The sequence below is a fragment of the Microbulbifer salipaludis genome (genome assembly GCF_017303155.1).
Taxonomy (GTDB): Bacteria; Pseudomonadota; Gammaproteobacteria; order Pseudomonadales; family Cellvibrionaceae; genus Microbulbifer; species Microbulbifer salipaludis.
The window spans coordinates 1,614,039-1,640,796 of the sequence record NZ_JAEKJR010000002.1 but is presented as its reverse complement, the minus strand read 5'-3'; the positions used below and the strand labels follow the sequence as shown (position 1 = coordinate 1,640,796).

The window sequence follows — 26,758 nt, the reverse complement described above, 5'->3', positions numbered from 1 at the left end:
CATCAAGCAATGTCGCTTGAAAACTGGTTAAACAAACGTTGGTATCCCGCCGTAGACGGCGACAGTGATAGCAGTATCCCGCTGCCCCTGCTCGCGCCTCTGGAGTTGGTATTTCGCCACGGCAGCCGCCTGCGCAAGCTGCGCAACCCGCCGGAGCCACTGCCGGTGCCGGTGATCGTGGTGGGCAATATCACCGTGGGTGGTGCCGGCAAGACTCCGCTGGTCGCCGAGCTCGGCCGCTGGCTGCAGGAGCGCGGACACAAGCCCGGCATTATCAGCCGTGGTTACGGCGGGCGCGCCAAATATTATCCCTACAACGTTACCGCGCAGTCGCACCCCCTGGAGTCTGGTGATGAGCCGCTGATGCTGCACCTCATGACGGGCCTGCCGGTGATGGTTTCGCCCAAGCGGGCGGAGGCGGCGAGGGCGCTGATCGACCAGCACGGTTGCGACGTGATCCTGTCGGATGACGGTCTTCAGCACTATGGCCTTTGGCGCAGCATGGAAATTTGCGTGGTGGACGGCCAACGCGGGCTTGGCAACGAACATCTGCTGCCTCGAGGGCCTCTGCGTGAATCTCCCGAAAGACTCGACAGTGTCGACATGGTCGTCATCAATGGAGCGCCGCTCCCAGTGACGGAAGCGCAATGCGGGGAGAGGGCGGACTTCGTCATGGAGTTGGAGCCCGCCTTGTGGCACCAATTCAATCTCGATCAGACGTCGACACTCAAGCTGGCGTCCGGGCCAGAGGTGGGACCCTGCCATGGCGTCGCCGCTATCGGAAATCCCCAACGCTTCTTTAATGCGCTCAGGGGGCTTGGTTACTCGGTAATGGAAATGCCGTTTCCTGATCACCACCAGTACTCCCAGCAGGAATTGCAACTGGATGGGGAAACCCCGGTCATCATGACCATGAAAGACGCGGTCAAATGCCGTGACTTCTGGCAAAGCCACTGGTGGGCCCTGGAGGCCAGGGCACAGTTGCCAGACCTGTTTTATCAGCGCATTCACCAACACCTGGAGAGTTTTCAGCCCGCATGACCGATTCCAGCAATATTGAATTTGACGTCATCATTCCGGCCCGGTTTGGGTCGAGCCGCCTGCCGGGCAAGCCGTTGGCAGACATTGCCGGAAAGACGATGGTGCAGCGTGTATTTGAGCGTGCCCAGGCCAGCGACGCTCAGCGAGTGATTGTGGCGACGGACGATGCGCGTGTTGCGGATGCCGTGCGGGGATTTGGTGGTGAGGTGTGCATGACCAGCCCCGACCACGCCTCAGGTACTGACCGGCTGCAGGAGGTGGCGGCCAGTCTCGGGGTGAGCGAGGATCGTATTCTGGTGAATGTGCAGGGGGATGAACCTTTGATCCCGCCCGCCGTAATCAATCAGGTGGCGCACAACCTGGCAGAAAACACCGCCGCGGGCGTTGCCACATTAGCGGAACCTATTTCGTCTGCGGATGATTTTTTAAACCCGAACATCGTCAAGGTAGTGACCGAAGGTTCCGGCCTTGCACGCTATTTCTCCCGTGCGCCCATTCCCTGGCCAAGAGATGCGTTTGCGCTGAATCAGCAGTCACTGCCTGCAGGGCTCAATCCGCGTCGTCATATTGGCATCTATGCTTACCGGGCGGGGTTGCTGGACCTGTTTGTCGGTTGGCCGATGGCGCCCATTGAGCAGTTCGAGGCTCTCGAGCAACTGCGGTTCCTGTACAACGGCCATGGGATTCATGTGGATGATGCCTGCGAAGAGGTTCCTGGCGGTGTGGACACCGCGCAGGATCTCGAGCGGATGCAGGCCTACTTTGGCTGAGCGCTTAACGGCAGTATGCCCTGTCATTCGCTGCCGTGTGCCAGCGCCCTTAGCGCCGCCGCCAATGAGCCCAGGGGACTAGACCGGTAAACCATGATTGAGCCTGATGTAGATTTACAGCCCTACAACACCATGACGATTGCCGCGCGCGCGAAGTACTTCTGTGCGGCGACTTCATTGGCTGAGGTGCGCGAAGCGCTGCGGTTTGCCCAGGAAAAGGGGCTTCCAATATTGCCCTTGGGTGGTGGCAGCAACATCGTGTTGACGGCTGACTTTCCCGGCCTGGCACTGCATCTTGGTATGCAGGGGCTGGATTTTGAGCCGCTCGATGACGGCGTCCGAATCCGGGCATCCGCGGGCGAAAACTGGCATCAGCTGGTCATGAAAAGCGTCGAGCTCGGCTACGGCGGGCTGGAGAACCTCGCACTGATTCCCGGCAATATCGGTGCCGCTCCCATTCAAAATATTGGTGCATACGGCGTCGAACTGAAGGATACCTTTGAGCAGCTGACAGCGATGGACATGCGCACCGGCGAGCTTGTCCCGTTTACGGCGGAACAGTGCCAGTTCGGTTATCGCGACAGTATTTTCAAGGGGGCGGCGAAAGACCAGTATTTGATCTGCGAGGTGGTGCTCAAGCTACCCGGTGATTGGCAGCGTCACATTGCCTACCCCGCGCTGCAGCAGTACTTTTCCGAGCATGGTTACCCGGTCGATCAACTGACACCGGCGCAGGTTGCCGCCGCGGTGATCGATATCCGCAACAGCAAACTTCCCAATCCGGTGGAGATACCCAACACTGGTAGCTTCTTCAAGAACCCCGTCGTGGATGAACGCCTCTACAGCGCTCTCAAGACTAAGTATCCAGAACTTGTAGCTTTCTCCACCGCAGACGGTTGGAAGCTGGCCGCCGGCTGGCTGATTGACCAGGCGGGGTGGCGGGGCTTTTCCAGAAATGGGGTAGGGGTGCATGATCGGCAGGCGCTGGTGCTGGTCAATCCCGGGCACCGCTGTGGCAGCGAAGTGATTCAGCTGGCTGGCGAGATCGCCACGGATGTGCAAAAAAAGTTTGGCGTAACACTGGAACCTGAACCGAGGTTCTATCCCTGAACAGGTTTCTCCCGTATCTCCGGCTGAATGACTCTTTTGGACTATTTTTCCAAATTTCTTCTCGAGTGAAAATGCGCCCGATTACCGTGAATAGTGACGTCGCCTTTATTTTCCCAAAAAAATTCGCCGCTGAAGCCGGTGCCGCAGGCGGCAAGCTTGGGCTATCCGGATAATTCAACTGGCTCTGGTTTGATGGCGTTATTTTGTTTTGCAGAATGCGCAAAAATTCCCGGTTTCCTCTCCTTATTCCGTACGCGAACCCGCTTTGCACCAAGACCGTTGTCTGGTATGTTCAATGAGGGCTCTGTGGATGGAACTTTGCGGGCTTGACCCGCTGAGCAAGAACAAAAAACACGGTTTTGTGCAGGACAGGTTTTGTAGGAAATTCTTGCGCAAGGCTGACTGAGAATCCGTGGTTGGGGCTAAATTGATAAAAGTCTTAGTGGTAGACGACCATGACCTTGTGCGAATGGGTATTTCGCGCATGCTGGGTGACGTCGACGATATCCAGGTGGTTGGCGAGGCCAAGAGTGGCGAAGACGCCATTGCCTTCGTCCGGGAGACAGCGGTAGACGTCATTCTCATGGACGTTCGAATGCCGGGTATGGGTGGGCTCGAAGCGACCCGCAAGCTGATTCCTCGCTTTCCTCAGGCAAAGGTCATTGCGGTAAGCGCGCTTGATGACGACCTCTTCCCGGGCCGTCTCATTCAGGCTGGTGCATCCGGCTATGTGACCAAGGGTGCTGATCTCGAGGAAATGGTCAGGGCAATTCACTCGGTGGTCGCCGGAGAGACCTACATCAGTAGCTCCATGGCGACCAAGCTGGCCCTGCGCGGCATGAATGGTGGCGGCTCCCCATTTGAGGATCTTTCCGAGCGCGAGCTACAGACCGCGGTGATGATTGTGAACGGCAACAAGGTTGCGGAGATTGCCGAGACACTTTCGGTGAGCCCGAAAACGGTCAACACCTACCGATACCGTATTTTTGAAAAACTCGGTTTACATTCTGATGTGGAGCTCACGCTTCTTGCGGTCAAACACAACGTATTGGATCCGGAAGAGGCCGTTTAATTTGGCTTGAGCAGTAATTGGGCAAGTGGCAATCGTGGCATAATCGCCCCTAACCCAGACTACACGACCGTTTTTTCTAACAGGGGCCTGAATGGCCCCTGTTTTGTTTTGGCACAAGTACACCGAATGTTCGACAGCAAACGCTTTCTCACAACCGTTACCCGCAAACCTGGCGTGTATCAGATGTTTGACGATCAGGGCAAGGTGCTGTACGTGGGCAAGGCCAAAAACCTGCGCAATCGTCTCGGCAGTTATTTCCGGGCCAGCGGCCTGACCGCAAAAACCATGGCACTGGTGGAAAAGATTGCGGACATTGAGGTTACTGTAACGCGCAGTGAAACAGAGGCGCTGGTACTTGAGCAGAGCCTGATAAAATCCCAGCGCCCGCCCTACAATGTCATGTTGAAAGATGACAAGGGCTACCCTTATATATTCCTGTCCAGTAAAGATACATTTCCGCGTATTGCCTTTCATCGCGGCGCCAAACGCAAGAAGGGCGATTATTTTGGTCCGTTTCCCAACGCATCCTCGGTGAGAGACAGTCTCAATTTTCTGCAGAAAACCTTTCGTATTCGTACCTGCGAAGACAGCGTTTTTGCCAACCGTTCCAGACCCTGCCTGCAATATCAGATCGAGCGTTGCACCGCGCCCTGTGTGGACTTTATTGATCCTGAAGACTATCAGGCGGATGTGCGCCACGCGCAGATGTTTCTTGCCGGTAAAAGTGACAGCATTATCCGCGAGTTGGCCGATGAGATGGATAAGGCGTCCATGGAGCTGGCATTTGAGAAGGCGGCGCGGCTGCGTGACCAGATCGTTGCGCTGCGACGGTTGCAGTCCGACCAGGTTGCCGAGAGCGGCGGCGCGGATGTGGATGTGCTTGGGGTCGCGACCTCCGGCGGGATCTGCTGTGTGCATGTGCTGTTTGTGCGTCAGGGGAGAATACTGGGCAGCCGAAGTTACTACCCGAGTGAGAAGCTCGGCTTGGATGATGCCGCTCTGCTATCGGCCTTCATTCCCCAATTCTATCTGGGCACTAGCAGGGAGCTTCCGCGCCAGATTCTGGTGTCGGAGCCATTGGATGACGCAGAAGCCTTGCAGCTGGCTCTGACCGAGCAGGCCGGGAAAGACATCCAGGTCGTGCATCGCCTGCGGGGCAATCGCGCCACTTGGGTGGAGATGGCGCAGCAGGCGGCCAGCCAGAACCTGCAGAGTCGCACCGCGTCTCAGCAAAAGCTCCAGGACCGATTTGAAAATCTGCAGGAAGTACTGCGGCTCGATGGTTTGCCGGAGCGCCTGGAATGCTTCGATATCAGTCACTCCAGTGGTGAAGCGACGGTGGCATCCTGCGTGGTGTTTGACACCGGTGGCCCGGTGAAGTCGGATTATCGCCGTTTCAATATCGAGGGTATTACCGCCGGCGATGATTATGCGGCAATGGGGCAGGCTCTGAAGCGCCGCTATACCCGCTTGTCGAATGGTGAGGGGCGCTTTCCGAATATCCTGCTTATCGACGGGGGTAAAGGGCAGGTGACCCAGGCAGTGGATGCCCTGAACGAGCTTGGTGTCACGGGTGTGCAGATTATCGGTGTGTCCAAGGGGACCACCCGTAAAGCCGGCTTTGAGACCCTGCATGTGGTCGCCGAAGGCCGTGAGCTGGTACTGGGGGCCGATTCTCCCGCTTTGCACCTGATTCAGCAGGTGCGGGATGAAGCTCACCGGTTTGCGATCACCGGGCACCGGCAGCGCCGAGACAAAAAGCGTCGCGAATCTCCGCTGGAAGGCATACCGGGTGTCGGTCCAGCGCGGCGGCGGGCGCTACTGCGCCATTTTGGGGGGCTGCAAGAGATTATGCGCGCTTCCGTGAATGAGCTCTCCAGTGTTGAGGGGGTGAGCCGCAAACTTGCTCAGGATATATACTCGACCCTGCATAACGAATAGAGCAGTGGAAATACCTTACCGACGTTTATTTTTTTATCTCAGGTTGCTAAGTTACGCACTGCCGACGATGTGTGTTCCGCGACAGTAGAAGGACCAGCATGAACCTAGCCAATCAATTGACCTTGCTGCGCGTAGCGCTGATTCCGGTTTTCGTGCTGGTATTTTATCTGCCGTACAAGTGGAGCTATATTGCCTCTGCGCTGATCTTCTCCGTAGCCGCGGCGACAGACTGGCTGGATGGGTACATTGCTCGCAAGTTGAACCAAAGTACGCCTTTCGGGGCATTCCTTGATCCTGTCGCTGACAAATTAATGGTGGCGACGGCACTGGTGTTACTGGTTCATTTGCACGACCATCGCCTGTTCACCATTGCGGCGGCAGTGATTATCGGTCGCGAGATAGCGGTCTCGGCGCTGCGCGAGTGGATGGCTGAGCTGGGGCAGCGCAATAGTGTTGCGGTCTCGTTTGTCGGTAAGATCAAGACAACCGCCCAGATGGCGGCAATCATCGTACTTCTGGCGTTTGATGTTCGGGAGTTCCCGATCATGGAAACCATCGGTTATGTGTTGCTGTACATCGCCGCTGCGCTGACGCTCTGGACCATGGTGCTGTACATCCGCGCCGCCTGGCCGGCGCTTACCGCTGATCCAGGCGATGCCCCGAAAGACTGACTGGTAACCGAGCCTCAGATTTCCGGGCTCGCGCTGGTAGGTCGTTATCTAATCGCCAGCCCACAAAAAAGCCCCCGTCAGGGGGCTTTGCTATTTCTGATGCAAGGCGTTTATCGATTCTCTCGTTATTTGGGAGACTGAACCAGGCCTGCACCATACACATCGTCATTGCCGGGCTTGCCCAGATCCAGTGACGTTTGGGCGAGGGCCGCCTCCACCTGGGCGGGATGCATGTCGCCGCCGTTCGCACCGATGATCAGCGCCGCAACACCCGCCGCATGCGGCGATGCCATGCTGGTGCCAACCGACCAGTACCAGCCACCGTTACCGGTACTGAACACAAAGTCAAACACACCGCAGAGATTGGTGATGGGGCCAACGGTGCACAGGTCGTTGTTGCTCAGGTAATAGGTGTAGTCGCCACCCGGCGCCGCGAAGTCAATCAGGGACTGACCATAGTTGGAGTAAATCGCCAGATTGTCGAGGTTGCCGTTCCCCGCAGCCCAGCCCTGCGGACCAGTGGCGGAAATGGAAATGGCATGGGGTGAGTCGGCCGGCAGAGTCAGGTTGTTACCGTCTTTGTCACCATCGGTTGAATCGTTGCCCGCGGAAGTGATGATGGTTACCCCGGCCTGATAGGCGTAGTTGGTGGCCCGGGACATCATGGTGCGCAGTGCCGCTGCACCGGGCTCGCTCGCGGGGAACGCAGCACCCAGGCTCATGTTGATGACATCGGCGTCCTGGTTAGCCGCATGCACAATCGCTGCAGCCACAGCGCCAAACGAGCCAGAGCCCGCATCACCCAGGGCTTTAAGCAGGATCAGCGTCGCGTCGGGCGCCACGCCGATAGTGCCAAGGCCGTTGTCGGCAGCGGCAACGGTGCCCGCTACATGGGAGCCGTGGCTGAAGGTGTCGGGCAGGGTGTAGGCCAGCCCTTCACCGGTGAAATCCATGCTGGCGTTGTAGTCGATATTGGGGGCCAGGTCCGGGTGATCCAGATCATAGCCGCCATCGATAATGGCTACCCGTACGCCTTTGCCTGTGTTTCCAGCGTTCCAGGATTCCACCGCATTCACGGCGACATGCCCCCACTGAAGGTCGAAGAAGAAATCATCATTGCCACTGAGCGGTGGGTTCGCGGCGTCGTCGAGAGACATGCCCTCAGCGACAATCGGCTCGTAGAACTGGAAGGATGCGTTGACGCCCGCGTGTTTAACACCGGAAAGAGTGTTGACGGTCTCGCCGAAGCTGCTGTCACCCTCTACCAACAATACGCCGATCTCAGGCACTGTGCGGGTAATCTTTCCGCCCGCAGCGGCAATATCGTCCAGCGTTTTCTGGTGAATTTTGTTGCCGTGTACCACCAGCACCCAGGACTCGGCGACGGCCCCGGCAGAAAAGCAGAATGCAACGGTAATGACAGCGAAGAAGTTACGAATACAACTGAGAAGCATGAATTGCCCCCTTGGTCTAAATGCCTATTTCCCTACGGCTAAATCTGGGAAGCGAAAGCAACTCAACCGCGTAAAAAATCCCCGAAGGGAAGCGCGACCGGTTGCCGGTTATTGTGTTCGCCAATCCTGGCGAAGGGACAATATAAACGCCGACACGGCAGGGGAGTAAAGGGGCTACCGACAAAAGCAACGTATCCTCTGTATACAGGCGATTTTGCTGAAATCTGTGCACACTTGGCGCTCACCTCATCGCTGTGGAGAACAATATTTCAGTGCAGCGGGCATCGTGAGTTGCTGGTCTCGACAGTGACGGTTTTTTTCTTTGCCAGTGACTGCTGTGCTTCTCATGATTTCGACAAACTGAGGATTTGCACGTCCAGCCGGTTCCGGTACGATAGTCCCACTTGAGATTTATCGCGCCAATGGAGCTGTCGTGCCGCGTCTAAAACCTTCCCTGCATTTTGTTTCCGCGCCTGTTTTCCTTCTTCTTTCTGTACTGGTCCTGGCGGCGTCAATCGAAAGTGCGCTCGCGAGTGAGGGCGATAAATATCGCCGCAGCGAGTGGCTGCCACGTTGGTCGGATACCGACCGTGATTGTCAGGATACACGCCACGAGCTGTTGATCCGTTACTCACTGGCGCCGGTCACTTACACCGACCACCGTAGTTGCAAAGTGGCGAGTGGATTGTGGATGGATCCATATACGGGGAACTTCTACGAGTTGGCATCGGATCTTGATGTCGAGCATATCGTGCCACTGAAATGGGCCCACGAGCGTGGTGGCGCGCACTGGTCGCGAGCGAAGAAGCGGGCATTTGCGGAAGACCCGGATAATCTATGGCTGGTGGATGATGGGCGCAATCAAAGCAAAGGCCACCGAGGCCCGGATGAATGGATGCCCCCGTATGGTCCGGTGCAGCAATATTACTTGCGACGGTTTATAGCGGTGGCTGAAAAATATGGGCTACAGGCGACGCCGGCAGAGTCCCGGATTTTTCTGGCGATGCTGGAAAGTCCGCATCGGGGTTGAACTCGGTCGGGCAGGGTGTTGGGCGCCTCGCAAAAATGTTGCGCGATCGGGTAGGGGGTAAGAGGCAAGTCCCGCTGTACCAACTGGTACCGCAAAGCCGATGCGCCGATGATTGATGTCGCTGACAAGCGTGGAATAAACCGGAAGGTGGTGCCCAGAGCCGGACTTGAACCGGCACGTCCCAAAGGACGGGAGATTTTAAGTCTCCTGTGTCTACCAATTCCACCATCCGGGCGGATAGGGCGGTCGACGGTTTCAGTGTGATCCGTCGACTGAGCCAGCCTGCTATTGAGACTGGGAGGGAAAATGGAGGCTAGGGTCGGAATCGAACCGGCGTACACGGAGTTGCAGTCCGCTGCATGACCACTCTGCCACCTAGCCAAGGTGCCGCTGTGATAGCGGTGAAAACGCCGCGGATTCTAGCGGATAAGCTGAAAAAATCCTAGCATTTTCTGATACTTACGCGCCGTCAGGCATGTAAGAGGGCGCTATTCTAGGGTTTGCCGGAGATTAGTCAAGAGGCATTCTTGTTGATTGGGTTGTTGCTGCTATTTTGAGCAAGGGGAGACTTTCCGCGCCGGCTAATACCTTGGGGTATTGCAGCGGACGTTTCTATTGCCAATCGTTCTAAAGTTTTTTCGGCTTCCACTGGCAATCCTCCGAGTGTGGCTAATACTGAAAGTAGCTGGCTAGCACACATCTCCCCCCAAGTCGTGTTTAGTAGTGCCGGCCGGGCGTCTTCCTCCATACGGACGCCCAGTGTGTTGTAAGGATGAAATCCTCCAAGTTTCACTCCTAATGGTCTTGGCCCTGACGCTCTCCCCCCCCCCCGTCGTCAGGGCTTTTTTTTGCCTGTAAGAAATGTTCTTTCCAGCTGCGGCAAGGGTGCACCGGCGGCCTCTTCGGCCAGTGCGCGAAACTTCTTCAGTGTTACCTCGCCGCGCTCTTTTGCCAGTGCGGTTACCACATCATCGAGGCTGCGTTTTCCGTTGCTCAATACCTGAATCTGCTCATCGACTTGATGCAGAACCACCGTCGCACGTGCCGTGACCGGCCCGGAAGACCGTCTCACGAGCAGGTTGGGTGATTCCTCTCCCCACTTCGCCAGACCTTCCAGCGCACCCTGGAAACGGCGCTCACTAATCCCACCGGTGCGTCGCAGGATTTTCAAAGAGTAGTATTCCGCGATCCCCTCTACGATCCAGTCACTTTCCTTATCACCGCGAATGCCCGTTCCAACGTGCACCAGTTCGTGCAACATGCTGCTGGTCCTGTTACCGGAAATAAGAGGCCGGTCGGCGTGCATGAACAGGGAGCGGGTACCGGAAAGTCCACCGCGCCACATAGGATCGCCTGCCATCACGATCAGTAGTTTTTCTGGAAATTCTGGAAACACTTTTTTCAGCTCGGGCAGCGTCCACCCCAGAAACGCGAGGGTGTCCTGCCGGCGCACGCCTTTACCCAAAGGGGCTGCTACCACCGTATCCGTACCGTCGATAACATCCTGGCGACTGCCGATACGCCCGGAAATCATCCAGCCTTTGGGCCGAACAAAGCGTCGGCCCGGATCGTTGAGCTGGAAAACCCCGTGCTCATCTTTTGCATACGGGGCGAGGGTGTTCCAGTTTTCCGGTGTATTGACCTGCAGGGTCGCCCGGGATCGGAGGGATTTGGGGGCTCGTGTGGAGATTGGGGGGATCAGCTTGTCGGTGCGCAGAATTGCCCAACGTTCCGTCATCAGCGAGTCGTACCTTCCGGACGACCGCTTTTCATCAATTTTAAAGCGATACGTGATTTGTGCGCGCCCGGGCTTTGGTTGCCAGACGGCGCGGTTGCCTTCCAGAGCAAGATGTTCGCCAGTGATATCCAGATGCCGCGCGGGATTGACGTGTAGTGTCAACTGGCTGGGGAGGGTGCTTCCAGACAGGACAATGGCCACTCGGGCGAAATCGTCGGCCGGGTCAAGCTGAACCCGGTAGTCGATCTCGTAGAGACTCTCGTTTTTGGCCGCGTAGACAGACGGCGACCAACTATTGAACGACGCTAAAAATAAACCAAGGATGGCAAGCTTACAGAGGGGCCAAGCCTTCAAAATATGCAGCATAAAACTTCTGGCTCTGATTTGGTGTCATGCAGTGTTGATATGACAACGTATCGTGGTATCAGTGCCAGAGATTACCGCTCAAGTGGCCGGGGTGCGACCCCGATCTGCGCCAAGTTGTTCGCCCGTCACAAATTATTCAGCAAGGGTGCCAGCGAACAGTCTTCCCGCGCCCGCTCCACGGCATGAACCAGTGTCGCCGCCACCAGGTCCTCCAGTGCGTGTCCCACAGACTTGAAGCAGGTAACACCTTGGCGGGCAATCGGCGCGGGAGATTGACACAGGGAGGGCAGGTGCCCGAGCACGGAAGATTCGCTGATCACACCATTGCTCAGAGGGATGCAAAGATCGCCGGTTTCCGCCAGCGCATGTGGCATTACATCGACATATAGCGCTACCTGCCGGATCAGGTCGTCATCGGCTTCCCGCATATCCGGCCGGTAGGCGCCGACCAGGTCAATGTGCTGGTTTGGTCGCAGCCAACTCCCCTGAATGAGCGGCGTCTTGCTCAGCGTTGCGCAGCTCACGATGTCTGCCTGTGCCATACCTTGCTCGATGTCTTCGCACACTTTGGCCACACAGGGCAGCTCCGAGACGGAATCCACAACCCGCTGCGCCTTGGCGGCGGAGCGCCCCCACACCAGTACCTCCTTTATGGGACGAACACTGGCGTGAGCCCGAATCAGCTCGGGCGCGAGTGTTCCTGTGCCCACCATCAAGAGCACGCTCGCATCCGTCGGTGCAAGGTAGTCCGCAGCCAGCGCCGACGCGGCCGCAGTGCGCATGGCGGTAATACTTGCTGCGTCCATAATCGCCCGAGGCGTACCGGTGGCAGCGTCAAACAATGCGTACTGCCCTTGAATAGATGGCTGCTCCCGGTTATCGGGCGCAACCACCACCGTTTTGACACCCAGGAACCCATTCGCCTGCCACGCGGGCATGAGCAGTAGTGTGTTCTCGTTGTCATGTGCAGCGGAATACCGGTAATGATGGTGGTGCCGCTGGGGTACCTCGACGGATTGACTGCGAAAAGCATCACGCAGGGCGGTGATTAACTGCGGATACTCAATGGTGCTACGGATAGTCTCGGCGGTAATAAATTTCATTGTGCTTATGTTCGGAGCCAGGTATCTGTTGGTTTATGGAGAGTGGCGGAAGCGCAGTGGGAGCTCGGTTAAGAGGAGCCTTTATCAAAACGCGGGTAGCTGGTTGCATTCGGAGTTTAAAGTTCCACGGCAGGTTATCTGTCGCAAAAAAGGGAATACTATTCGTTTTGCGTGCAATGTCAAATTATGAGTGGGCGGTTGTTATAAGAGGCTGCTGCAGATGGGCGTCGATAGCACGTACTGTAGTGGTCAACTCTTTATGGCCAACAAATTCTGAGCATTCCGGTATTCTTCCTATGCCCATTCAGCGGCATCCACCATTTTTCTGATGAGGTCGTATCTGGCTGTTGTTGCCAATGATATCAACTCGTGATTCGCTGTTTAGCCGCTAGGAAGGTCTTGTAGCCGGTTTCCGGAACCCACTCTGTTTTGAGGCTCAGGAAGATGCGCTCTGTCGGTGCCTTGTCCCAGCGGTTTCCGCGAAGGCACAGGCTCTGCGTCATTCTGCAGCGCCACAGTAGCTGACGAAATGCCAGGCTTGTGCTCCGGCTTAGCAGTCTGGAGGTTATTTCATGCAGAATTCCGAGCTTTACTGCCCGGAAGACAGAACTTCAGATTGTTCCACTTTGAGAAAAATATTTTGGTAGGACTCCAGGGGGGCACCACCGTTGATCATCACCCCGATAGGCTTCCCTGCAGGCAATCTTCTTGTGACTACGTATTTCATGAAGGGACCATCACTGCCATAGCTGTTTCCAAAAGCAGCGAGTACGATCACCTGTTTGCCGGGGTGTTGCCGTTTGATCGCCGCAACGATGGAGGTCAGCTTCTCGACCTTGCCCTTAGCCCAGGTAACGGGGTAGACGATTTCTTCCGTCAGGCGGCCATCTTCTATCTTTACCTCAACCCCGTTGAACCGCTCTTTCGGCAAGCCAAGGGGTGAAGCCGCGGCATCGACGAAAATATCGGGGCTGGCGGAAATTACATGGTTCTGGATGCCGTTCTTCTCAAGGGCATTCAGTATTTTGATCGAGGACTTGAAGAAGTAGTTTTGCAAGACATCTTCAAAGTGGTTGCGTGCCAGTGATGAAACGTCCTTCGCTTTGCTGCCACGCAGCATCTGAGGCAGGAAGGGATAGGAAATCCACGGTCCGATGTTTTCTTCTAAAACGACATAATCTTTCCAGAAGCGAGCAAGGCCTTCATCGCGGTCGTAAATCTGTGAGTAACCGGACTCGATGGCCAGCTCAGTCAAACCTCTGTAAACCGTCTTGTCGTCGATACGCAGGCCACCTGCGCAATCCCCCTTCAGGATCGTGTCGTCAAAATCCCAGAAAGCCAGAAAGACGAATTGGTCGGACGCGGCCCCCTCCGCATTGTCGATTATGGCACTCTTAGCCCCCAGGATGTGCGAGATCACCTGATCAGCATGGGCTTCCTCCGCACTCGCACCCTGATAAAGCGCAGGCATGCATATTGCCAGTGCCAACGCCAACGCCATTCTCCACTTCATCTTCATTGCCCTTCGAAAAAGCCTGTAGCAAAACAAGTGTAGATCGTGGTGACTTCGTGGCTGGCAGTTCAATTAATCACACATATTTTCCTTCAGCTACTCTTATTCTGATGAATTGGTTGCAGATCGGGTGGGTGCACCTTGATGACCTTCCGGTCCCACATAGCAAAGCTAGGAGATGATCAATGAAGTGGTTTCGCACTGCAACGGCCAGCGTGCTGCTCGCCGGGCTGGCGGTTTACGCTCTGGCCCAGTCTCAGCCGGATACAAAGGCCGCACGGGAGATGGCGAAGGAAGCTTACTTTTTCACTTACCCGCTGGTCATGAACTACCGCACCATGTACAGGCAGGCAATTGAGGGGGACCGGGACTTCGGCAAGTGGGTGCACCTCGGTGTTTCCGGTCCGGAGGATACCGATATTGTCACGCCCAACAACGACACCCCGTATTCGTATGCGTGGGTAGACCTGCGCGCAGAGCCGTGGGTGCTGACATTGCCAAAGATCGAGAAAGAGCGCTTCTATACCAGCCAGTGGGACGACCTGTGGGGCTACGTACTGGATAACCCCGGATCAGTTAACGACGGCAACGACGGCATCAAGGTATTGCTGGCGGCACCAGACTGGCAGGGTGAGAAACCCAAGGGCATCGACCGCATTATTCGCGGCGAGAGTGACTTCCTCGGCTCACTGACGCGCACGCAACTGATCGGCGGTAAGGATGACTTGCCGCGGGTCAAGGAAATCCAGCAAGGGTACAAGCTGGAGCCGCTGAGTGCTTACCTAGGCACCAAGGCGCCGGCAGCCGCACCGAAGATCGACTGGCCAAACTGGGAAGAGGGTGCGGAGACCACAGACAAATACTGGGATTACGTCAGCTTCATGTTGCCCTTATCCTCACGTAATGACGCCGATAGCGCCATGTATGCCAAGCTGGAAAAGCTTGGCCTCGATCCCAAGGGTGGGTGGAAGTTCAGTGAGCTGCCCGCCGAGATCCAGAAGGCCCTGCGCGCAGGTGCGAAGGACGCCCGCGAGCATCTCGATCGCGTCGGGCGAGGCAAATACGATCCGGCGGACTTCTTTGGTCCCCGCGAACGGATCGGCACCGATTACGCGAGCCGTGCCCAGGGCGTATACCTCGGTATCTTCGGCAACGTACCGCAGCAGTCGATCTATCTGACCAACCCGAATGACGTAAACGGTAAGGAAACCGATGGCAGCAAGGCCAGCTACACGGTGACTTTCCCCAAGGGGGAGGAGCCCCCGGTTGACTACTTCTGGTCCTACACCATGTACCGCCTGCCGGAGCGCTATTTGGTGGAAAACCCCATCGACCGCTATTCCATCGGTTCCAGCACCAAGGGCCTGAAACGTAACCCTGACGGCTCTCTGACGCTGTATTTCTCCCACAAATCACCGGGCAAGGACAAAGAGAGTAACTGGCTTCCTGCCCCAGACGGTCCTTTCTGGCTGGTGCTGCGGACCTACGGGCCGAGCAAGGCGATCATCGACGGCACCTACAAGCAGCCCGACTATATGCCGCAGCCGCTCAAATAGCGCAGGAAATGATTGCAAAAGTTTCAATGAGGTATAGCGATGATGCGCTACAGCAACTGGACAGTAGTAATCCTGGCTCTCCTGCTCGCCGCCGGTTGTGGCGGTGGTAAGGAGGAGCGGGCAGAGCAACAGGTGGCGGCCACTGATACAGGGCAAGCGGCCGGCAGCGGCGGTGAAAGTGTTGGTGCCGGTTCGCAGGGCGCCACGACGGGTGAAGGGGAGGCCCCGGAAGGTGGTGTGACCATCGAAACCCGCATCGGCAAGCTCTCGTTCACGCACGATTTTGCCAACGGTTACCCCACGGATGAGACCAAGGAAAAACTTTTCGACGAGATGGACTTTCAGCGTGCCACCCAGGCCTACATCTGGGCGATACCGATTGTCTCCTTCGCCCAGTGGCAACATGAGCACGAAAATGTGTTCAAAGCCAAGTCTGGGGACATCGTCCACTATCCCGACTACGTCTCCAAGCTGGGCTTGTTGACCGCCAACACGACGACGCCCTATGCGCTCAGCTTTATCCGGCTGAACGAAACTGGCCCTATCGTGGTGGAAATGCCGGAGGCGAAGGTACGCGGCGCTGTGCACAGTATGTGGCAAATCGCGATCGCACCGATGACAGAGCCCGGTAAGTACGTCTTTTATGCTCCCGGCACTGAGAAGCCCGACGTGCCCGCTGACTATAAGGTGTTCGAGTCACCCACCAACAGCGTCTTCTTTGGCATTCGGCTGATGAGCAAGGATGAGGAAGAGCGTCGGGATGCCCTGTCAAAAATTGAGATCTACCCGTTGGCAAATGAGGGCTCGGCAGCGGATACCACGGTGATTGAAGCGGGCGACACACGATGGGCGGGCTGGCAGCCGCGTGGTATTACCTACTTTGAACGGTTGGCAGATATCCTCAATCGTGAACCCGTGGATGAGCGCGACCGCTTTTTCCACGCCATGTTAAAGCCGCTGGGCATTGAGAAGGGCAAACCGTTCAAGCCTGATGCCCGCCAGAAGGAAATACTGACCGAGGCGGCGCTGGTTGGGGAGGCGATGGCCAAGGCTAATGACTTTGAAAATCCCCGTCTGGAGCAGTCCATTTACAAAAAGGGCAGCCACTGGGAAATTGCCACTGTTTCTCCGCCCGATCAGCGCTGGGAACACTACGATTCCCTAGATGGCCGCGCCGCGTGGTTTTACGAGGCAGTCACCAATGACCCGGCGATGCAGTCGAAAACACCTGGTAAAGATCAGATTTACCTGGCTGCCTACAAAGATAGTGATAACGACTGGCTGGATGGTGCCAATCAGTACAGATTGCATATCCCCCCAAATGCCCCTGCTGCGGAGTTCTGGTCAACCACCGTTTACGATGTGTCCACCCGTGCTCCGATCGACAACAAGCAGAGACTCGCGGACAAGTCCTCGCGCATGGACCTGATCAAAAATGATGATGGTTCAATTGATATCTACTTCGGGCCGACCTCGCCGCCGGGGAAAGAGAAGAACTGGATTCCCACTGTGCCTGGGCGGGCCTGGTTTACCTATTTCCGCTTCTACTCGCCTACGGAAGCATATTTCGACAAGTCTTGGCTTCTGCCTGATATAGACAAGGCTAGCTGGTAAACCAGAAGAGGTCGCGTGTGGAAGATGGAGGAAGAAACGAAAAGCCCCTGAAAATTCAGGGGCTTTGGAATATGGTCGGTGAGAGAGGATTCGAACCTCCGACCCCTTCGTCCCGAACGAAGTGCGCTACCAGGCTGCGCTACTCACCGACTGTTTGAGCGTGTGAATCCTGTGATTGCCACAAGGCATTTTGCTCGGTGCTTCGTGCTGAAGCGGGCGGCATTATAGCAGCCGCACCGCCTCTGTAAACCACTGATTTCATTAAATTTAGCACTTTGCACTAGAGGTGCAACCGGGTGCCGGTTTAGCCATTGATCTGGCGGATCAGGCCTTCCTGGGTGGTTGAGGCGACCAGCCGGCCATCGCGGGAGAAAATCTGCCCGCGGCAGTAGCCCCGCGCGCCGCTGGCCGATGGACTATCGGTCACGTAAAGCAGCCAGTCATCGGCCCGAAATGGGCGGTGGAACCACATGGCGTGATCTAGGCTGGCAGGCATCAGGTGTGGGTCGAACAGGCTGATGGGGTGCGGTTGCAGGGCGGTGCCAAGCAGTGCCATATCGGATGCGTAGCACAGGGCGCTGCGGTGCTCGATCGGATTGTCAGAGAGCTTGCCTTCAACCTTGAACCAGAACATGCAGCGGGGTTCACGGACCGCGCTATCAAAATAACTCATGGGGTCAATTGGGCGAAAATCGATCATATAGCGCCGCTGGTTTTGTGCCGCGCCTTCCATGCCGGCTTCTTCCGCCAGTTGCTGGGTGTTCTTCAGGTTTTCCGGCTCGACGACACCCTCGGTCGGCATGTCGGCCTGATGATCAAAGCCGGGCTCGTCGATCTGAAACGACGCAGACATGTTGAATATTGCCTTGCCATTCTGTTTGGCCACTACGCGCCGAGTGGTGAAGCTGCCTCCGTCGCGGATGGGGTCTACATCATAGATCACCGGTTTCTCGCTGCTGCCGGGGCGCAGGAAGTAGGCGTGCAGGGAGTGGGGGAGCCGATCCTCGACCGTGCGCGCTGCGGCCATGAGTGCCTGGCCGAGTACCTGCCCACCAAAGAGGACTTTGCGATAGTTCTCGACATGAGCCTGGCTACGGAACAGATGGGTATCCAACTCTTCGACATCGAGAAGCTTGCTCAACTTTTCCAACATGGGCGATACTGCCTATCTTATGTAAAATTTTTACGTGATACCTGTATTACCTGGGGGCCCAAGGCTGCCAGGTGGGCACAAAATAATAGCAAGCGCTGGCTAAATGACCATTACTGAATTTATCAAATCCGATGTAAAAGCCGTTCTCCAGGCGGAGGGTCGTCTACCGTACAAGCTCACACTGGGTGCTATGTCTGAGCACTATAAGGTCAGCTTGACGCCGGTTCGCCACGCGGTCGACGAGTTGGTGGACGAAGGTGTCATCCGCCGCAAAGACAACGGGCGGCTGGAGGCGCAGCCGGAAGTACTCAAGGGCATGAAGCTTGAGCCACCCAAGGAAGATGCCACCGAGAGAAAACTGTACGAAACCATCCGCCAGGATGTCATCGTGCGGAGTTTGCAGCAAGATACCGAATACCTTCGTGAACACGCGACCGCTGAGCAGTATGGCGCCGGGCGCACCGTTGTACGCCAGATTTTTTCTCGTCTGGCGGGAGCGGGACTGATCGAGCATGTTCCCCGCTGCGGCTGGCGCGTACACCCGTTCAGTGAGCAGGATATGCACGATTACCTGGATATTCGGGAAATGCTCGAGCTGAAGGCACTGGATCTCGCGCGGGGACACTTCACCGATGACGAGTTGCAAAAGCTGCTCAAGGCAAACAAGCCGGGGCGCGGTGACGCCAAATCAGAACTCGACTTCGATTTGCACGATTACTGGATCGAGCGCTGCGGCAATCGGTACATTTCCGAATTCTTTAAACGCTACAGTCCGTTTTACAATGCTCTGTTCAATTACGCGGTGATTGATGAACGTGTGAAGCGTGAAATGGCAAAAGAGCACTGCGAAATTGTGGAGTGCCTTCTGGCGAAAGACTGGAAGGGTGCGCGCAAGGCGCTCAGTCATCATATCCGGGATCAGCGAGAGGCCGTATCGCGCATGATCGAATACCTGAATGAGAAAAAATACGCGTAACCGATTGCTAAAAAGGCTTGCCATCCCGGCAAGCCTTTTTTATCACAAGTTTTTTTCAGAAGCCGTGTGCAAAGGGGTCTTCAGGGTCGAAGATAATCGTGGATTCGGCACTGATATAGGCACTGCCGGTGATGGTAGGTATCACGGCGTTCAGTCCGGCTTTCGTGTCTGTCGCGGGCTGAACGCTGCCCTCGAAAATACTTCCGATAATACTTTCCTGCCGCCAGGTCTGGCCTGGCTTGATCACGCCATCGTCGTATAAGCAGGCCAGCTTTGCGCTGGTGCCGGTGCCGCAGGGGGATCGGTCGTACGCTTTTCCCGGGCACAGCACAAAGTTCCTGCTATCGGCGGTCTCCGGGTTTGAGGGCTTCGCGAAGAGCTCGATATGATCGATTTCTTCACCATTGGCCCCGGTAATACCCTGCTCGCGTAGTGCCTGGCGGACCTGCCAGCAAAACTCGGTCAGATGGTCAGTGTTGTCCGGGCTGATATGCTGGCCGTGATTGGAGATCAGGAAGAACCAGTTGCCCCCCCAGGCGATGTCACCGCTGAAGCCGCCAATTCCGTCGACATAGACCGGCACGCTCTTACGATAACGATAGCTGGGTACGTTCTCCACGCTCACCCGGTGGTTGTTGTGCAACACAAAGCTGACGTCTCCCACCGGCGACTCCAGGCGGTGCTCGCCCGGTGCGATCTTGCCCATACGCGCCAGGGTGGCGGCGAGGCCGATGGTGCCGTGACCACACATGCCGAGGTAGCCCACGTTATTGAAAAAGATCACCCCGGCGGCGTTGTCAGGGTTTTGTGGGGCGCACAGGAGCGCGCCGACCATCACGTCGGAACCGCGGGGTTCGCGGATCAGCGCGGCACGCAGATAGTCGAACTTCTCGCGAAAGACCTTGACCCGCTCGGCCATGCTGCCCGAGCCGAGGTCGGGGCCACCACGGACGATGACCCGGGTGGGTTCACCGCCAGTGTGGGAGTCTACGACCTGTATCTGTTGATCGTTATTATCGCCGTGCACAGTTATTCTCCAGATTCTTTTTATAGTTTACGGGCAATGTTGTCCGTGTGCGAAGGGTGCGCGTTCACATCAACAGATCGGTTCCCGGGTCCAGTTCCCGTCGACACACCGCCAGGCACCCAGTGGGTTGGCGTCACTCAATAACGGGGGCAGCCGCTGTGGGCGGACGTTGTCGTAGCAGTCGAGTTTGCTGAAGCGGATCATGGATGCCGGCACACCTACGGCGGTGAACCCCGGGTGGCCCGAAGCCGGGAATGGGCCGCCGTGGTTCATTGCCGGTGATACGGCCACCCCGGTCGGCATTTTGTCGTTCAGCAGCCGGCCCACCTTTGCACGCAGCACCGGTGCAAGACGGGCATAGTCTTCATCGTCGTCATCGGCCAATGAGGAATAGATACAGCCGGTCAGGTTGCCTTCGAGTTGCGCGAGAATTTCGGCGGTTTGTTCCGTGCTTTGGCTGGATACGACCAGCGCTGCGTTACCGAATGCCTCTGTCTGGAAGGCGGCGGGATGCTGCAGGAATGTATCACCGGAGACATGCAGTAGTGTGTTGGGAAGGCAGAGGCGGTTGTCATCACATTCGATATTGTGCGTGACCCGCGTAGCACCGGCGTCTTCCAGCTGGGCGACCGCTTGCTGCAATCCCTGCAGGGTGCCTGCGCTCAGCAGCGTGCCAGGTACTGCGCTATCAAATAGCTCCCCGGTGCGCTCGATAAACAGCTCGCCCTCGGTACTGGCGGGCACAATCACCAGGCCCGGGTTGGTGCAGAACTGGCCGCTCCCCATCAGGCAGCTTCCGGCAAACTCTTCGGCGAGTTCACTACCGCGTTCGCGCAATGCCCCGGGTAGAAGCACCACCGGATTGATACTGGAAAGTTCTGCATAGAACGGAATTCCGGCTTCGTCGGCCGCTTGCTTCAGGGCGAGACCTGCGGTGCGGGAGCCGGTAAAGGTCGCTGCGCCGAGGCGCTGGTCACTCACCATGCGATAGCCATCTTCACGGCTGGTTGCATAGATCATTTGCAGGGTCGCGGCGGGGAGCCCGGCATCGGCTAGTGCCTCCGCAGCCAATGCCGCCAGCTGCTGGCAGGTCCCTGGGTGGGCAGAATGTGCTTTGGCGATGACCGGGTTGCCCGCAGCGATGGCAGCGGCAAAATCGCCTCCGGCAACGCCATTGAAAGCCAGTGGGAAATTGTTTGGACCAAAGATCAAAACCGGTCCAATCGGCGCGTGCATGCTGCGAATATTGTTGGCGGTGTCGATGGTGGCGCGGGCCCAGCTGAACGTTCGGGCCGCTGTTGCCGCGGCGCGGAGCTGGCCGGTGGTACGCGGGAGCTCAACGTCCAACAGGCGCGGGCTGAGGGGAAGCCCGGTTTCCTCATGGGCAAGGCTGCATATTTCTTCGGCAGACGCTTCGATCGCATCCGCAAATAGTTCCAGGAAGCGTGCCCGGGCCTCAGCTGGGGCGAGCCGTAATGCGTCGGCTGCGGTGGCGGCCGCCTCCAGTGCGGCTTCGCAATCGCGCCAGCTGGAAGTCGGGTACCAACGATCAATCCCGGTGGCAGTGGTTGGGTTGGTGGGCTGAAAGCGGCCGGATTCGGCCGCTTGTCGCCACTCGCCCGCGATCAGTACGGGAGCTGTGTACATGGCGAATTCTCCACTCATGGTATTACCGGATGGTCGGGCGGTTGGCAATCGCAGTGCGAATGATGTCGAGCACGGACTCTCGCTCAGCCCCGGTCAGTGACAGGCGCGGATTGCGGCACAGTTCACTGCCAAACCCGCACTCCTGCACGGCGAGCTTGATGTATTGGACCAGCTTGGGCTTTGTGTCCAGGTGGAGCAGGGGGGTGTACCAGCGGTAGACCTTGCGGGCCTCTTCATAGTTGCCGCTGGTGGCGAGGTCCCACATCAGGCGGTTCTCTTGTGGGAACGCATTGACCAGGCCCGAGATCCAGCCATGTGCGCCCAGGGCGATGCTTTCCAGGGCCAGGTCGTCAACTCCGCAGAAGAGTACGAAATCATCACTCACGAGATTGGCGATGTCGGTCAGACGGCGGGGGTCGTCGGAGGCTTCCTTTACCGCAACGATATTTGGCACCTGCGCCAGCTCGGCAACGGCTTCCGCAGAGACATCCACTCCGTAGCAGGCCGGGTTGTTGTACACCATCACCGGCAGGTCAGTGGCTGCGGCGACACCGCGGATGTGGGTGACGATCTCATCGGCATCCGCCTTGTAGGACATGGGCGGCAGCACCATCAGGCCATCCACACCGGCTTCCTTGGCGGCGCGCGCAAAATTACAGGCCTGGGTGGTGGTGTATTCAGACACGCCGGTAAGTACCGGTACACGGCCGTTGACGTGCTTGACCGTTGCGGCAAGCACTTCAATTTTCTCTTCCTGGCTCAGTGAGCAGTTTTCTCCCACCGTACCCAACATGACGAGCCCATTGATTCCCGCATCAAGCATCACATCCAGATGCTTGAGGGTATCCGGGATGTTCAGACTTTCATCGGCGTTGAACTGCGTGGTTGCTGCGGGGAATACGCCGCTCCAGTTGATTTGCATGTGACTTCCTCATCATGGTCTTGGGGCAAAGGGGGGAGCAATTTCCAATTTATGCAGAAAGCCCTTTGCGTTTAGTTGTTATTGTGTACAATAAATAAAGTTTTCACGGGCTGTCAACCGTAATTTTGTTTTTTGCCCCCGTGGGGCGCGAGATGCACGGCGGTGACACCAGTACACAAGAACGATGACATGGGAGAGCGACTGATGGCACTGTCAAACCTGTACGAACAGCATATTGAGGAAATCATCCAGCGGCACACGCGCGCTATGGAGTTCCATGGCTACCGCCGGCTGGTGGTCTATTCCGGCGCGCTCAAGCTGCCGTTTCTCGATGACAATCACTACACCTTCAAGGTGAACCCGCATTTCAAGCACTGGGTGCCGCTGCTGGAGCATCCCCAGTGTGCGATCGATTTCCGTATTGGCGAGAAACCTCGCCTGATCTATTTCCAGCCTGAAGATTATTGGCACAAGCCCCCGGCGGATCCCGAAGGGTACTGGACGGCGGCGTTCGACATTGAGTTGGCCACCTCGTTTGAAGACGTCGTGCGCGCACTCGATGGCGATATCAGTGGCTGCGCACTCATTGGTGACGAGTCCAGCTGCCTGCCGTCGCTCCCAAAATCGCAGGTAAATCCGCAGGGGCTGATTGACGAACTGCACTACCACCGCGCCTTCAAGACCGACTACGAAGCAGAGTGCCTGCGCCGGGCCAACCGACGGAGTGCGGCTGGCCACCTCGAGGCAGAAACGGCTTTTCTTGCGGGCGGTACGGAGCTTGATATCCATCATGCCTACCTCAGGGGAGCAGGTGTGCTGGAGGCCGAACTCCCTTATGCCAATATCGTCGCCGTTAATGAACACAGCTCGGTACTGCATTACCACGGCGCAGACCGGACTCGTATGTCACCGGCAGATGTACACTCGCTGGTGATTGACGCAGGTGCGGACTACCTGGGCTATGCCAGTGATATCACGCGCAGCTACGCTTTTCGTCGCGGTGAGTACGCTGAGCTGCTCGGGACGCTGGACGCGGCGCAGCAGACCCTGGTGAGCGAGGTCACCATTGGCCAAAAATTCTCGGATTTACACTGGCGCGCCCATGCGCTGATTGCGGGAATTCTGCAGGATTTCGACTTCGTCATGATGTCGCCGAAAGATATGGTGTCCGAGGGCATTACCCAAGTGTTCTTCCCCTGCGGACTTGGCCATTTTATCGGGCTGCAGGTGCATGACGTTGGTGGGTATCTGATGGCCCCGCGGGAGCGACCACAATTGCGTGATCCCCGGGCTCCCTATTTGCGTCTGGCGAGAAGGGTAGAAGCGGGGCAGGCACTGACGATTGAACCCGGTATTTATTTTATGGATATGCTGTTACGCGAACTTTCGCGAAGTAAGCACAGCTATAAAGTCAATTGGGATAAAATTGATGCATTCAAAAAATATGGCGGCGTGAGAGTGGAAGACTGTATTTTGGTCCACCAAAACCGTGTGGAAAACCAGTCGCGAGACGCGTTTGCTGCCCTCGCGGCAAACGCTGCCGATGCGAGTCGACTGGTGGTAAACCCCACAGACACCATTCTCTGAGTAATTGATGTGATTGGTGATGGTGGTAGCTGGTAATAGCAATGGGGCCGACTGCAGGCCCCGATGCATTCGCCGCAGAAATTAATCCAACGGGTATAAGGTATGTCAACAGACTCCGCACAAGAACGAGCACATGAAGTGGTTGTGATCGGAGCTGGGATTGTCGGTGTCGCAGTCGCCGAGCAATTGCAGCACCGCGGGCGCCGCGTCACGCTGATTGATCGTGAGTCACCAGGTCAGGGCTGTTCGTTTGGCAATGCCGGGCATTTCGCAACGGATGTTGTGCTGCCGCTGGCGAATATGAAAACGATCCTTTCAGTGCCCCGGGTGCTCATGGATCCTCTCGGTCCCTTGTCGCTACGCTGGGGTTATCTACTCAAGATATTGCCCTGGCTGATGCGATTTGGCGTGGCGGCACTGCCGCGGAATGTAGAAAAATCCTGCCAACATTTACGGGCGCTCAATAGTCGCTCCATTGAAAGTTATCAGCGCCTGCTGGGGCGCACGGGGCTGGGTGATCTGATGACCAATCGCGGCGCCCTGACTATTTACGAGCGATTGGATTCCGTCCGTAAAAACCAGTCCACCGTCGATCTCCTCAAGGGGTACGGCATTGAAATCGAAACCCTATCGGGCGATGAGCTGCGCGCGCTCGAGCCCGCGCTGGGCCCGAACGTCGCCGGGGGGCTATTCTTTCCCCGCACTGCACATACCGCCAACCCCTACCGCCTGGTTACTGCACTGGCTGAGAGATTCGTGCAGTCTGGTGGTGGCATGCTGCGAGGGGAGGTTGTGGGCCTCCAACCCGCAGGGTCCAAGATAAATGTCCGGTTTTCCAGTGGCCGGGTCCTATCAGCGGAGCAGCTGGTGATTGCTGCCGGGGCATGGTCAAAGACACTGGCAGGCCAGCTGGGGTACCGCGTTCCGCTGGATACCGAACGCGGTTATCACTTGATGCTGCCCGAGGCGGGGTGTGACTTGACCCGGCCGATGGTGTCTTTCGAACGTTCATTCGTCATGACGCCAATGGAAGAGGGGCTGCGCCTTGCGGGCACAGTGGAACTCGGCGGACTTGAGGCGAAGCCCAACTACGCACGCGCCGACGTGCTGTTTGACCATGCGAAATCCCTGCTGCCGGGTATCTCGCAGCAGGGGGCTACCCGCTGGATGGGGTTTCGGCCGTCCCTGCCGGATTCACTGCCGGTAATCGGGGTTGCGGCGGATAATCCGAGCGTGGCGTTTGCCTTTGGCCACCAGCACCTGGGGCTGACACAGGCGGCCATCACTGCCGAATTGCTTGCGGATCAGCTGCAGGGAAAGGCCCCCGAAGTTGACCTTTCCCCATACGCCATCACGCGATTTCAATAAGCTCGCGGGTGAAGGTTGTCAGGCTTTCGCTGCCCTGCGCCTGCACCAGGATATCGTCTTCGATCCGTACTCCCCCCCAGCCCGGAATATAAATTCCGGGCTCAACGGTCATCACAAAGCCAGCTTCCAGCAGGGTTGCCTCCGTGTCGGTGAAGTAGGGGCGCTCATGGGTTTCCAGCCCGATGGCATGCCCCAGACCATCGCCGGCGAAACGTGCATACGGGCTCTGGCCCAGGAAGCGGGCCACAATTTGCGCTGGCTCGGAGCAGGGGATGCCGGCGGCCACGGACTCCACGCCCAACCGCTGCGCTTCCTGTACCAGTGCATAGACTTCTCTTTGCTGGGCGCTCGCCTTGCCGATCACAAGGGTGCGGGTCATGTCGGAGCGATATCCTTCAACCACTGCGCCAAAATCAATGGTGACCATATCACCCGCTTGCAGGACCCGGTTGCTGGGCATGCCGTGGGGTAGGGAACTGCGTGGGCCGGATGCGAAGATAGTTGGAAACGCAAACCCTTCGGAACCGCGCTTCATCAGGGCGTACTCAAGCTCAACGGCGGCTTCCCGCTCAGACATGCCGGGGCGAAGTAAGCCAATCAGCTGATCGAGAGAGGCATCGGCAAGGGCCGCGGCCTTGCGCATGTGCTGGAGTTCGGTCGGGTCCTTCTTCCGACGCAGTCTCTCCACGATACCGCTGAGCGGCTGAAAACCCTCTGTGCCCGAATTGAGGTCTTGAGTAATCGATTGCCATTGGGTGTAGCTTAGCCGGTCCTGCTCAAAGCCCAACCGTGTTGTGCCGGCATCACTGGTCAGTCGTCGAATGGTTTGGCCGAGAGTTTCGTGGGCACGATCCCTGACCACGACTTCCGTACCGCTCGCGGCACATTGCTCCTGCGCCTGCTCATCAAACCGGTAATCGGTAATGAGAAAGGCAGCGGTGTCTGTCACCAGCAGGCTCGCAACCCCGGGCTCATCACTGGCGAATCCGGATAAGTAGCGGATATTTGGCATACTGGTTATCAGGATGCCGTCAATGCCGAAGTCAGGAAAGGACGTTTGCAGTTGGTTCAAACGAGTCATGGTGTGTTCTTCCGAAAC

The 26,758-nt window shown here is 57.2% G+C and carries 21 protein-coding genes, 3 tRNA genes and 1 pseudogene; 12 read left to right on the top strand and 13 right to left on the bottom strand.

What is annotated here, in order from left to right; genetic code table 11:
* Nucleotides 1-9: 9 nt before the first annotated feature.
* From lpxK to pgsA, 6 genes are all read left to right on the top strand, one after another.
* On the top strand, nt 10-1,041 hold the full coding sequence (lpxK, locus tag JF535_RS12560) for a tetraacyldisaccharide 4'-kinase (RefSeq protein ID WP_207002615.1): 1,032 nt from the start codon (nt 10-12) through the stop codon (nt 1,039-1,041).
* A 14-nt stretch (nt 1,042-1,055) separates the two neighbouring features.
* Nucleotides 1,056-1,811, top strand: a complete 756-nt coding sequence (gene kdsB, locus JF535_RS12555; protein ID WP_207003797.1) for a 3-deoxy-manno-octulosonate cytidylyltransferase — start codon at nt 1,056-1,058, stop codon at nt 1,809-1,811.
* 93 nt (nt 1,812-1,904) lie between these two features.
* The gene (gene murB, locus JF535_RS12550) at nt 1,905-2,921 is read left to right on the top strand and encodes a UDP-N-acetylmuramate dehydrogenase (protein WP_207002613.1); all 1,017 of its coding nucleotides are present in this window, start codon (nt 1,905-1,907) and stop codon (nt 2,919-2,921) included.
* 412 nt (nt 2,922-3,333) lie between these two features.
* Nucleotides 3,334-3,993, top strand: coding sequence for a response regulator (locus JF535_RS12545; protein ID WP_479724306.1), 660 nt, complete (start codon nt 3,334-3,336; stop codon nt 3,991-3,993).
* A gap of 126 nt (nt 3,994-4,119) precedes the next feature.
* On the top strand, nt 4,120-5,934 hold the full coding sequence (uvrC, locus tag JF535_RS12540; protein ID WP_207002601.1) for an excinuclease ABC subunit UvrC: 1,815 nt from the start codon (nt 4,120-4,122) through the stop codon (nt 5,932-5,934).
* 98 nt (nt 5,935-6,032) lie between these two features.
* Complete coding sequence (gene pgsA, locus JF535_RS12535) at nt 6,033-6,605, top strand: CDP-diacylglycerol--glycerol-3-phosphate 3-phosphatidyltransferase (protein ID WP_207002598.1); 573 nt, start codon at nt 6,033-6,035, stop codon at nt 6,603-6,605.
* A 125-nt stretch (nt 6,606-6,730) separates the two neighbouring features.
* Here pgsA and JF535_RS12530 read toward each other — a convergent pair whose 3' ends face one another.
* Nucleotides 6,731-8,059, bottom strand: a complete 1,329-nt coding sequence (locus tag JF535_RS12530; protein WP_207002596.1) for a S8 family peptidase — start codon at nt 8,057-8,059, stop codon at nt 6,731-6,733.
* 433 nt (nt 8,060-8,492) lie between these two features.
* Here JF535_RS12530 and JF535_RS16780 point away from each other — a divergent pair, with 433 nt between their 5' ends.
* The gene (locus JF535_RS16780; RefSeq protein ID WP_340674176.1) at nt 8,493-9,089 is read left to right on the top strand and encodes an HNH endonuclease family protein; all 597 of its coding nucleotides are present in this window, start codon (nt 8,493-8,495) and stop codon (nt 9,087-9,089) included.
* A gap of 148 nt (nt 9,090-9,237) precedes the next feature.
* Here the strand turns inward: JF535_RS16780 and JF535_RS12520 are convergent.
* From JF535_RS12520 to JF535_RS12500, 6 genes and pseudogenes are all read right to left on the bottom strand, one after another.
* Nucleotides 9,238-9,324, bottom strand: a tRNA-Leu gene (locus JF535_RS12520).
* A 72-nt stretch (nt 9,325-9,396) separates the two neighbouring features.
* Nucleotides 9,397-9,470: transfer RNA gene (locus JF535_RS12515), tRNA-Cys, on the bottom strand.
* A 454-nt stretch (nt 9,471-9,924) separates the two neighbouring features.
* Nucleotides 9,925-11,193 (bottom strand): hypothetical protein, encoded by a 1,269-nt coding sequence (locus tag JF535_RS12510; RefSeq protein WP_207002594.1) that lies wholly within the window; start codon nt 11,191-11,193, stop codon nt 9,925-9,927.
* Nucleotides 11,194-11,318: 125 nt separating this feature from the next.
* Nucleotides 11,319-12,296, bottom strand: coding sequence for a bifunctional Delta(1)-pyrroline-2-carboxylate/Delta(1)-piperideine-2-carboxylate reductase (lhpI, locus tag JF535_RS12505; RefSeq protein WP_207002592.1), 978 nt, complete (start codon nt 12,294-12,296; stop codon nt 11,319-11,321).
* A 313-nt stretch (nt 12,297-12,609) separates the two neighbouring features.
* A pseudogene (locus JF535_RS16775) lies at nt 12,610-12,847 on the bottom strand (IS3 family transposase); the annotation flags it as partial.
* 38 nt (nt 12,848-12,885) lie between these two features.
* Complete coding sequence (locus tag JF535_RS12500) at nt 12,886-13,815, bottom strand: HAD family hydrolase (protein WP_207002590.1); 930 nt, start codon at nt 13,813-13,815, stop codon at nt 12,886-12,888.
* A 179-nt stretch (nt 13,816-13,994) separates the two neighbouring features.
* Between JF535_RS12500 and JF535_RS12495 the strand changes: the two genes are divergently transcribed.
* Nucleotides 13,995-15,365, top strand: a complete 1,371-nt coding sequence (locus tag JF535_RS12495) for a DUF1254 domain-containing protein (protein WP_207002588.1) — start codon at nt 13,995-13,997, stop codon at nt 15,363-15,365.
* A 39-nt stretch (nt 15,366-15,404) separates the two neighbouring features.
* Nucleotides 15,405-16,979: a DUF1254 domain-containing protein gene (locus JF535_RS12490; RefSeq protein ID WP_207002586.1), complete on the top strand. Its 1,575-nt coding sequence runs from the start codon at nt 15,405-15,407 to the stop codon at nt 16,977-16,979.
* 72 nt (nt 16,980-17,051) lie between these two features.
* Here JF535_RS12490 and JF535_RS12485 read toward each other — a convergent pair.
* Nucleotides 17,052-17,128: transfer RNA gene (locus JF535_RS12485), tRNA-Pro, on the bottom strand.
* Nucleotides 17,129-17,283: 155 nt separating this feature from the next.
* Nucleotides 17,284-18,132: an acyl-CoA thioesterase gene (locus JF535_RS12480; RefSeq protein WP_207002584.1), complete on the bottom strand. Its 849-nt coding sequence runs from the start codon at nt 18,130-18,132 to the stop codon at nt 17,284-17,286.
* A 103-nt stretch (nt 18,133-18,235) separates the two neighbouring features.
* Here JF535_RS12480 and JF535_RS12475 point away from each other — a divergent pair, with 103 nt between their 5' ends.
* Nucleotides 18,236-19,108 carry a GntR family transcriptional regulator gene (locus JF535_RS12475; protein WP_207002582.1) on the top strand — a complete coding sequence of 291 codons (873 nt, stop codon included), beginning with the start codon at nt 18,236-18,238 and terminating at the stop codon, nt 19,106-19,108.
* A 55-nt stretch (nt 19,109-19,163) separates the two neighbouring features.
* Here JF535_RS12475 and JF535_RS12470 read toward each other — a convergent pair whose 3' ends face one another.
* From JF535_RS12470 to JF535_RS12460, 3 genes are all read right to left on the bottom strand, one after another.
* Entirely contained in the window at nt 19,164-20,135 is a 972-nt protein-coding gene (locus JF535_RS12470) for a proline racemase family protein (RefSeq protein ID WP_207002580.1), read from the bottom strand.
* A 69-nt stretch (nt 20,136-20,204) separates the two neighbouring features.
* Nucleotides 20,205-21,800: an aldehyde dehydrogenase (NADP(+)) gene (locus JF535_RS12465; RefSeq protein ID WP_207002569.1), complete on the bottom strand. Its 1,596-nt coding sequence runs from the start codon at nt 21,798-21,800 to the stop codon at nt 20,205-20,207.
* A 4-nt stretch (nt 21,801-21,804) separates the two neighbouring features.
* A complete protein-coding gene (locus JF535_RS12460) occupies nt 21,805-22,704 on the bottom strand; it encodes a dihydrodipicolinate synthase family protein (protein WP_066964294.1) in 900 nt (299 codons plus the stop codon).
* A 204-nt stretch (nt 22,705-22,908) separates the two neighbouring features.
* On the opposite strand from JF535_RS12460, the gene pepQ reads away from it, so the two are divergent.
* Both pepQ and JF535_RS12450 read left to right on the top strand, forming a co-directional pair.
* Nucleotides 22,909-24,291 (top strand): Xaa-Pro dipeptidase, encoded by a 1,383-nt coding sequence (gene pepQ / locus JF535_RS12455; RefSeq protein ID WP_207002567.1) that lies wholly within the window; start codon nt 22,909-22,911, stop codon nt 24,289-24,291.
* 102 nt (nt 24,292-24,393) lie between these two features.
* Entirely contained in the window at nt 24,394-25,659 is a 1,266-nt protein-coding gene (locus JF535_RS12450) for an NAD(P)/FAD-dependent oxidoreductase (RefSeq protein ID WP_207002565.1), read from the top strand.
* Here JF535_RS12450 and JF535_RS12445 read toward each other — a convergent pair.
* The gene (locus JF535_RS12445) at nt 25,643-26,740 is read right to left on the bottom strand and encodes a M24 family metallopeptidase (protein WP_207002563.1); all 1,098 of its coding nucleotides are present in this window, start codon (nt 26,738-26,740) and stop codon (nt 25,643-25,645) included. The two genes, JF535_RS12450 and JF535_RS12445, sit on opposite strands and share 17 nt — an antisense overlap.
* Between the last annotated feature and the right edge of the window lie 18 nt (nt 26,741-26,758).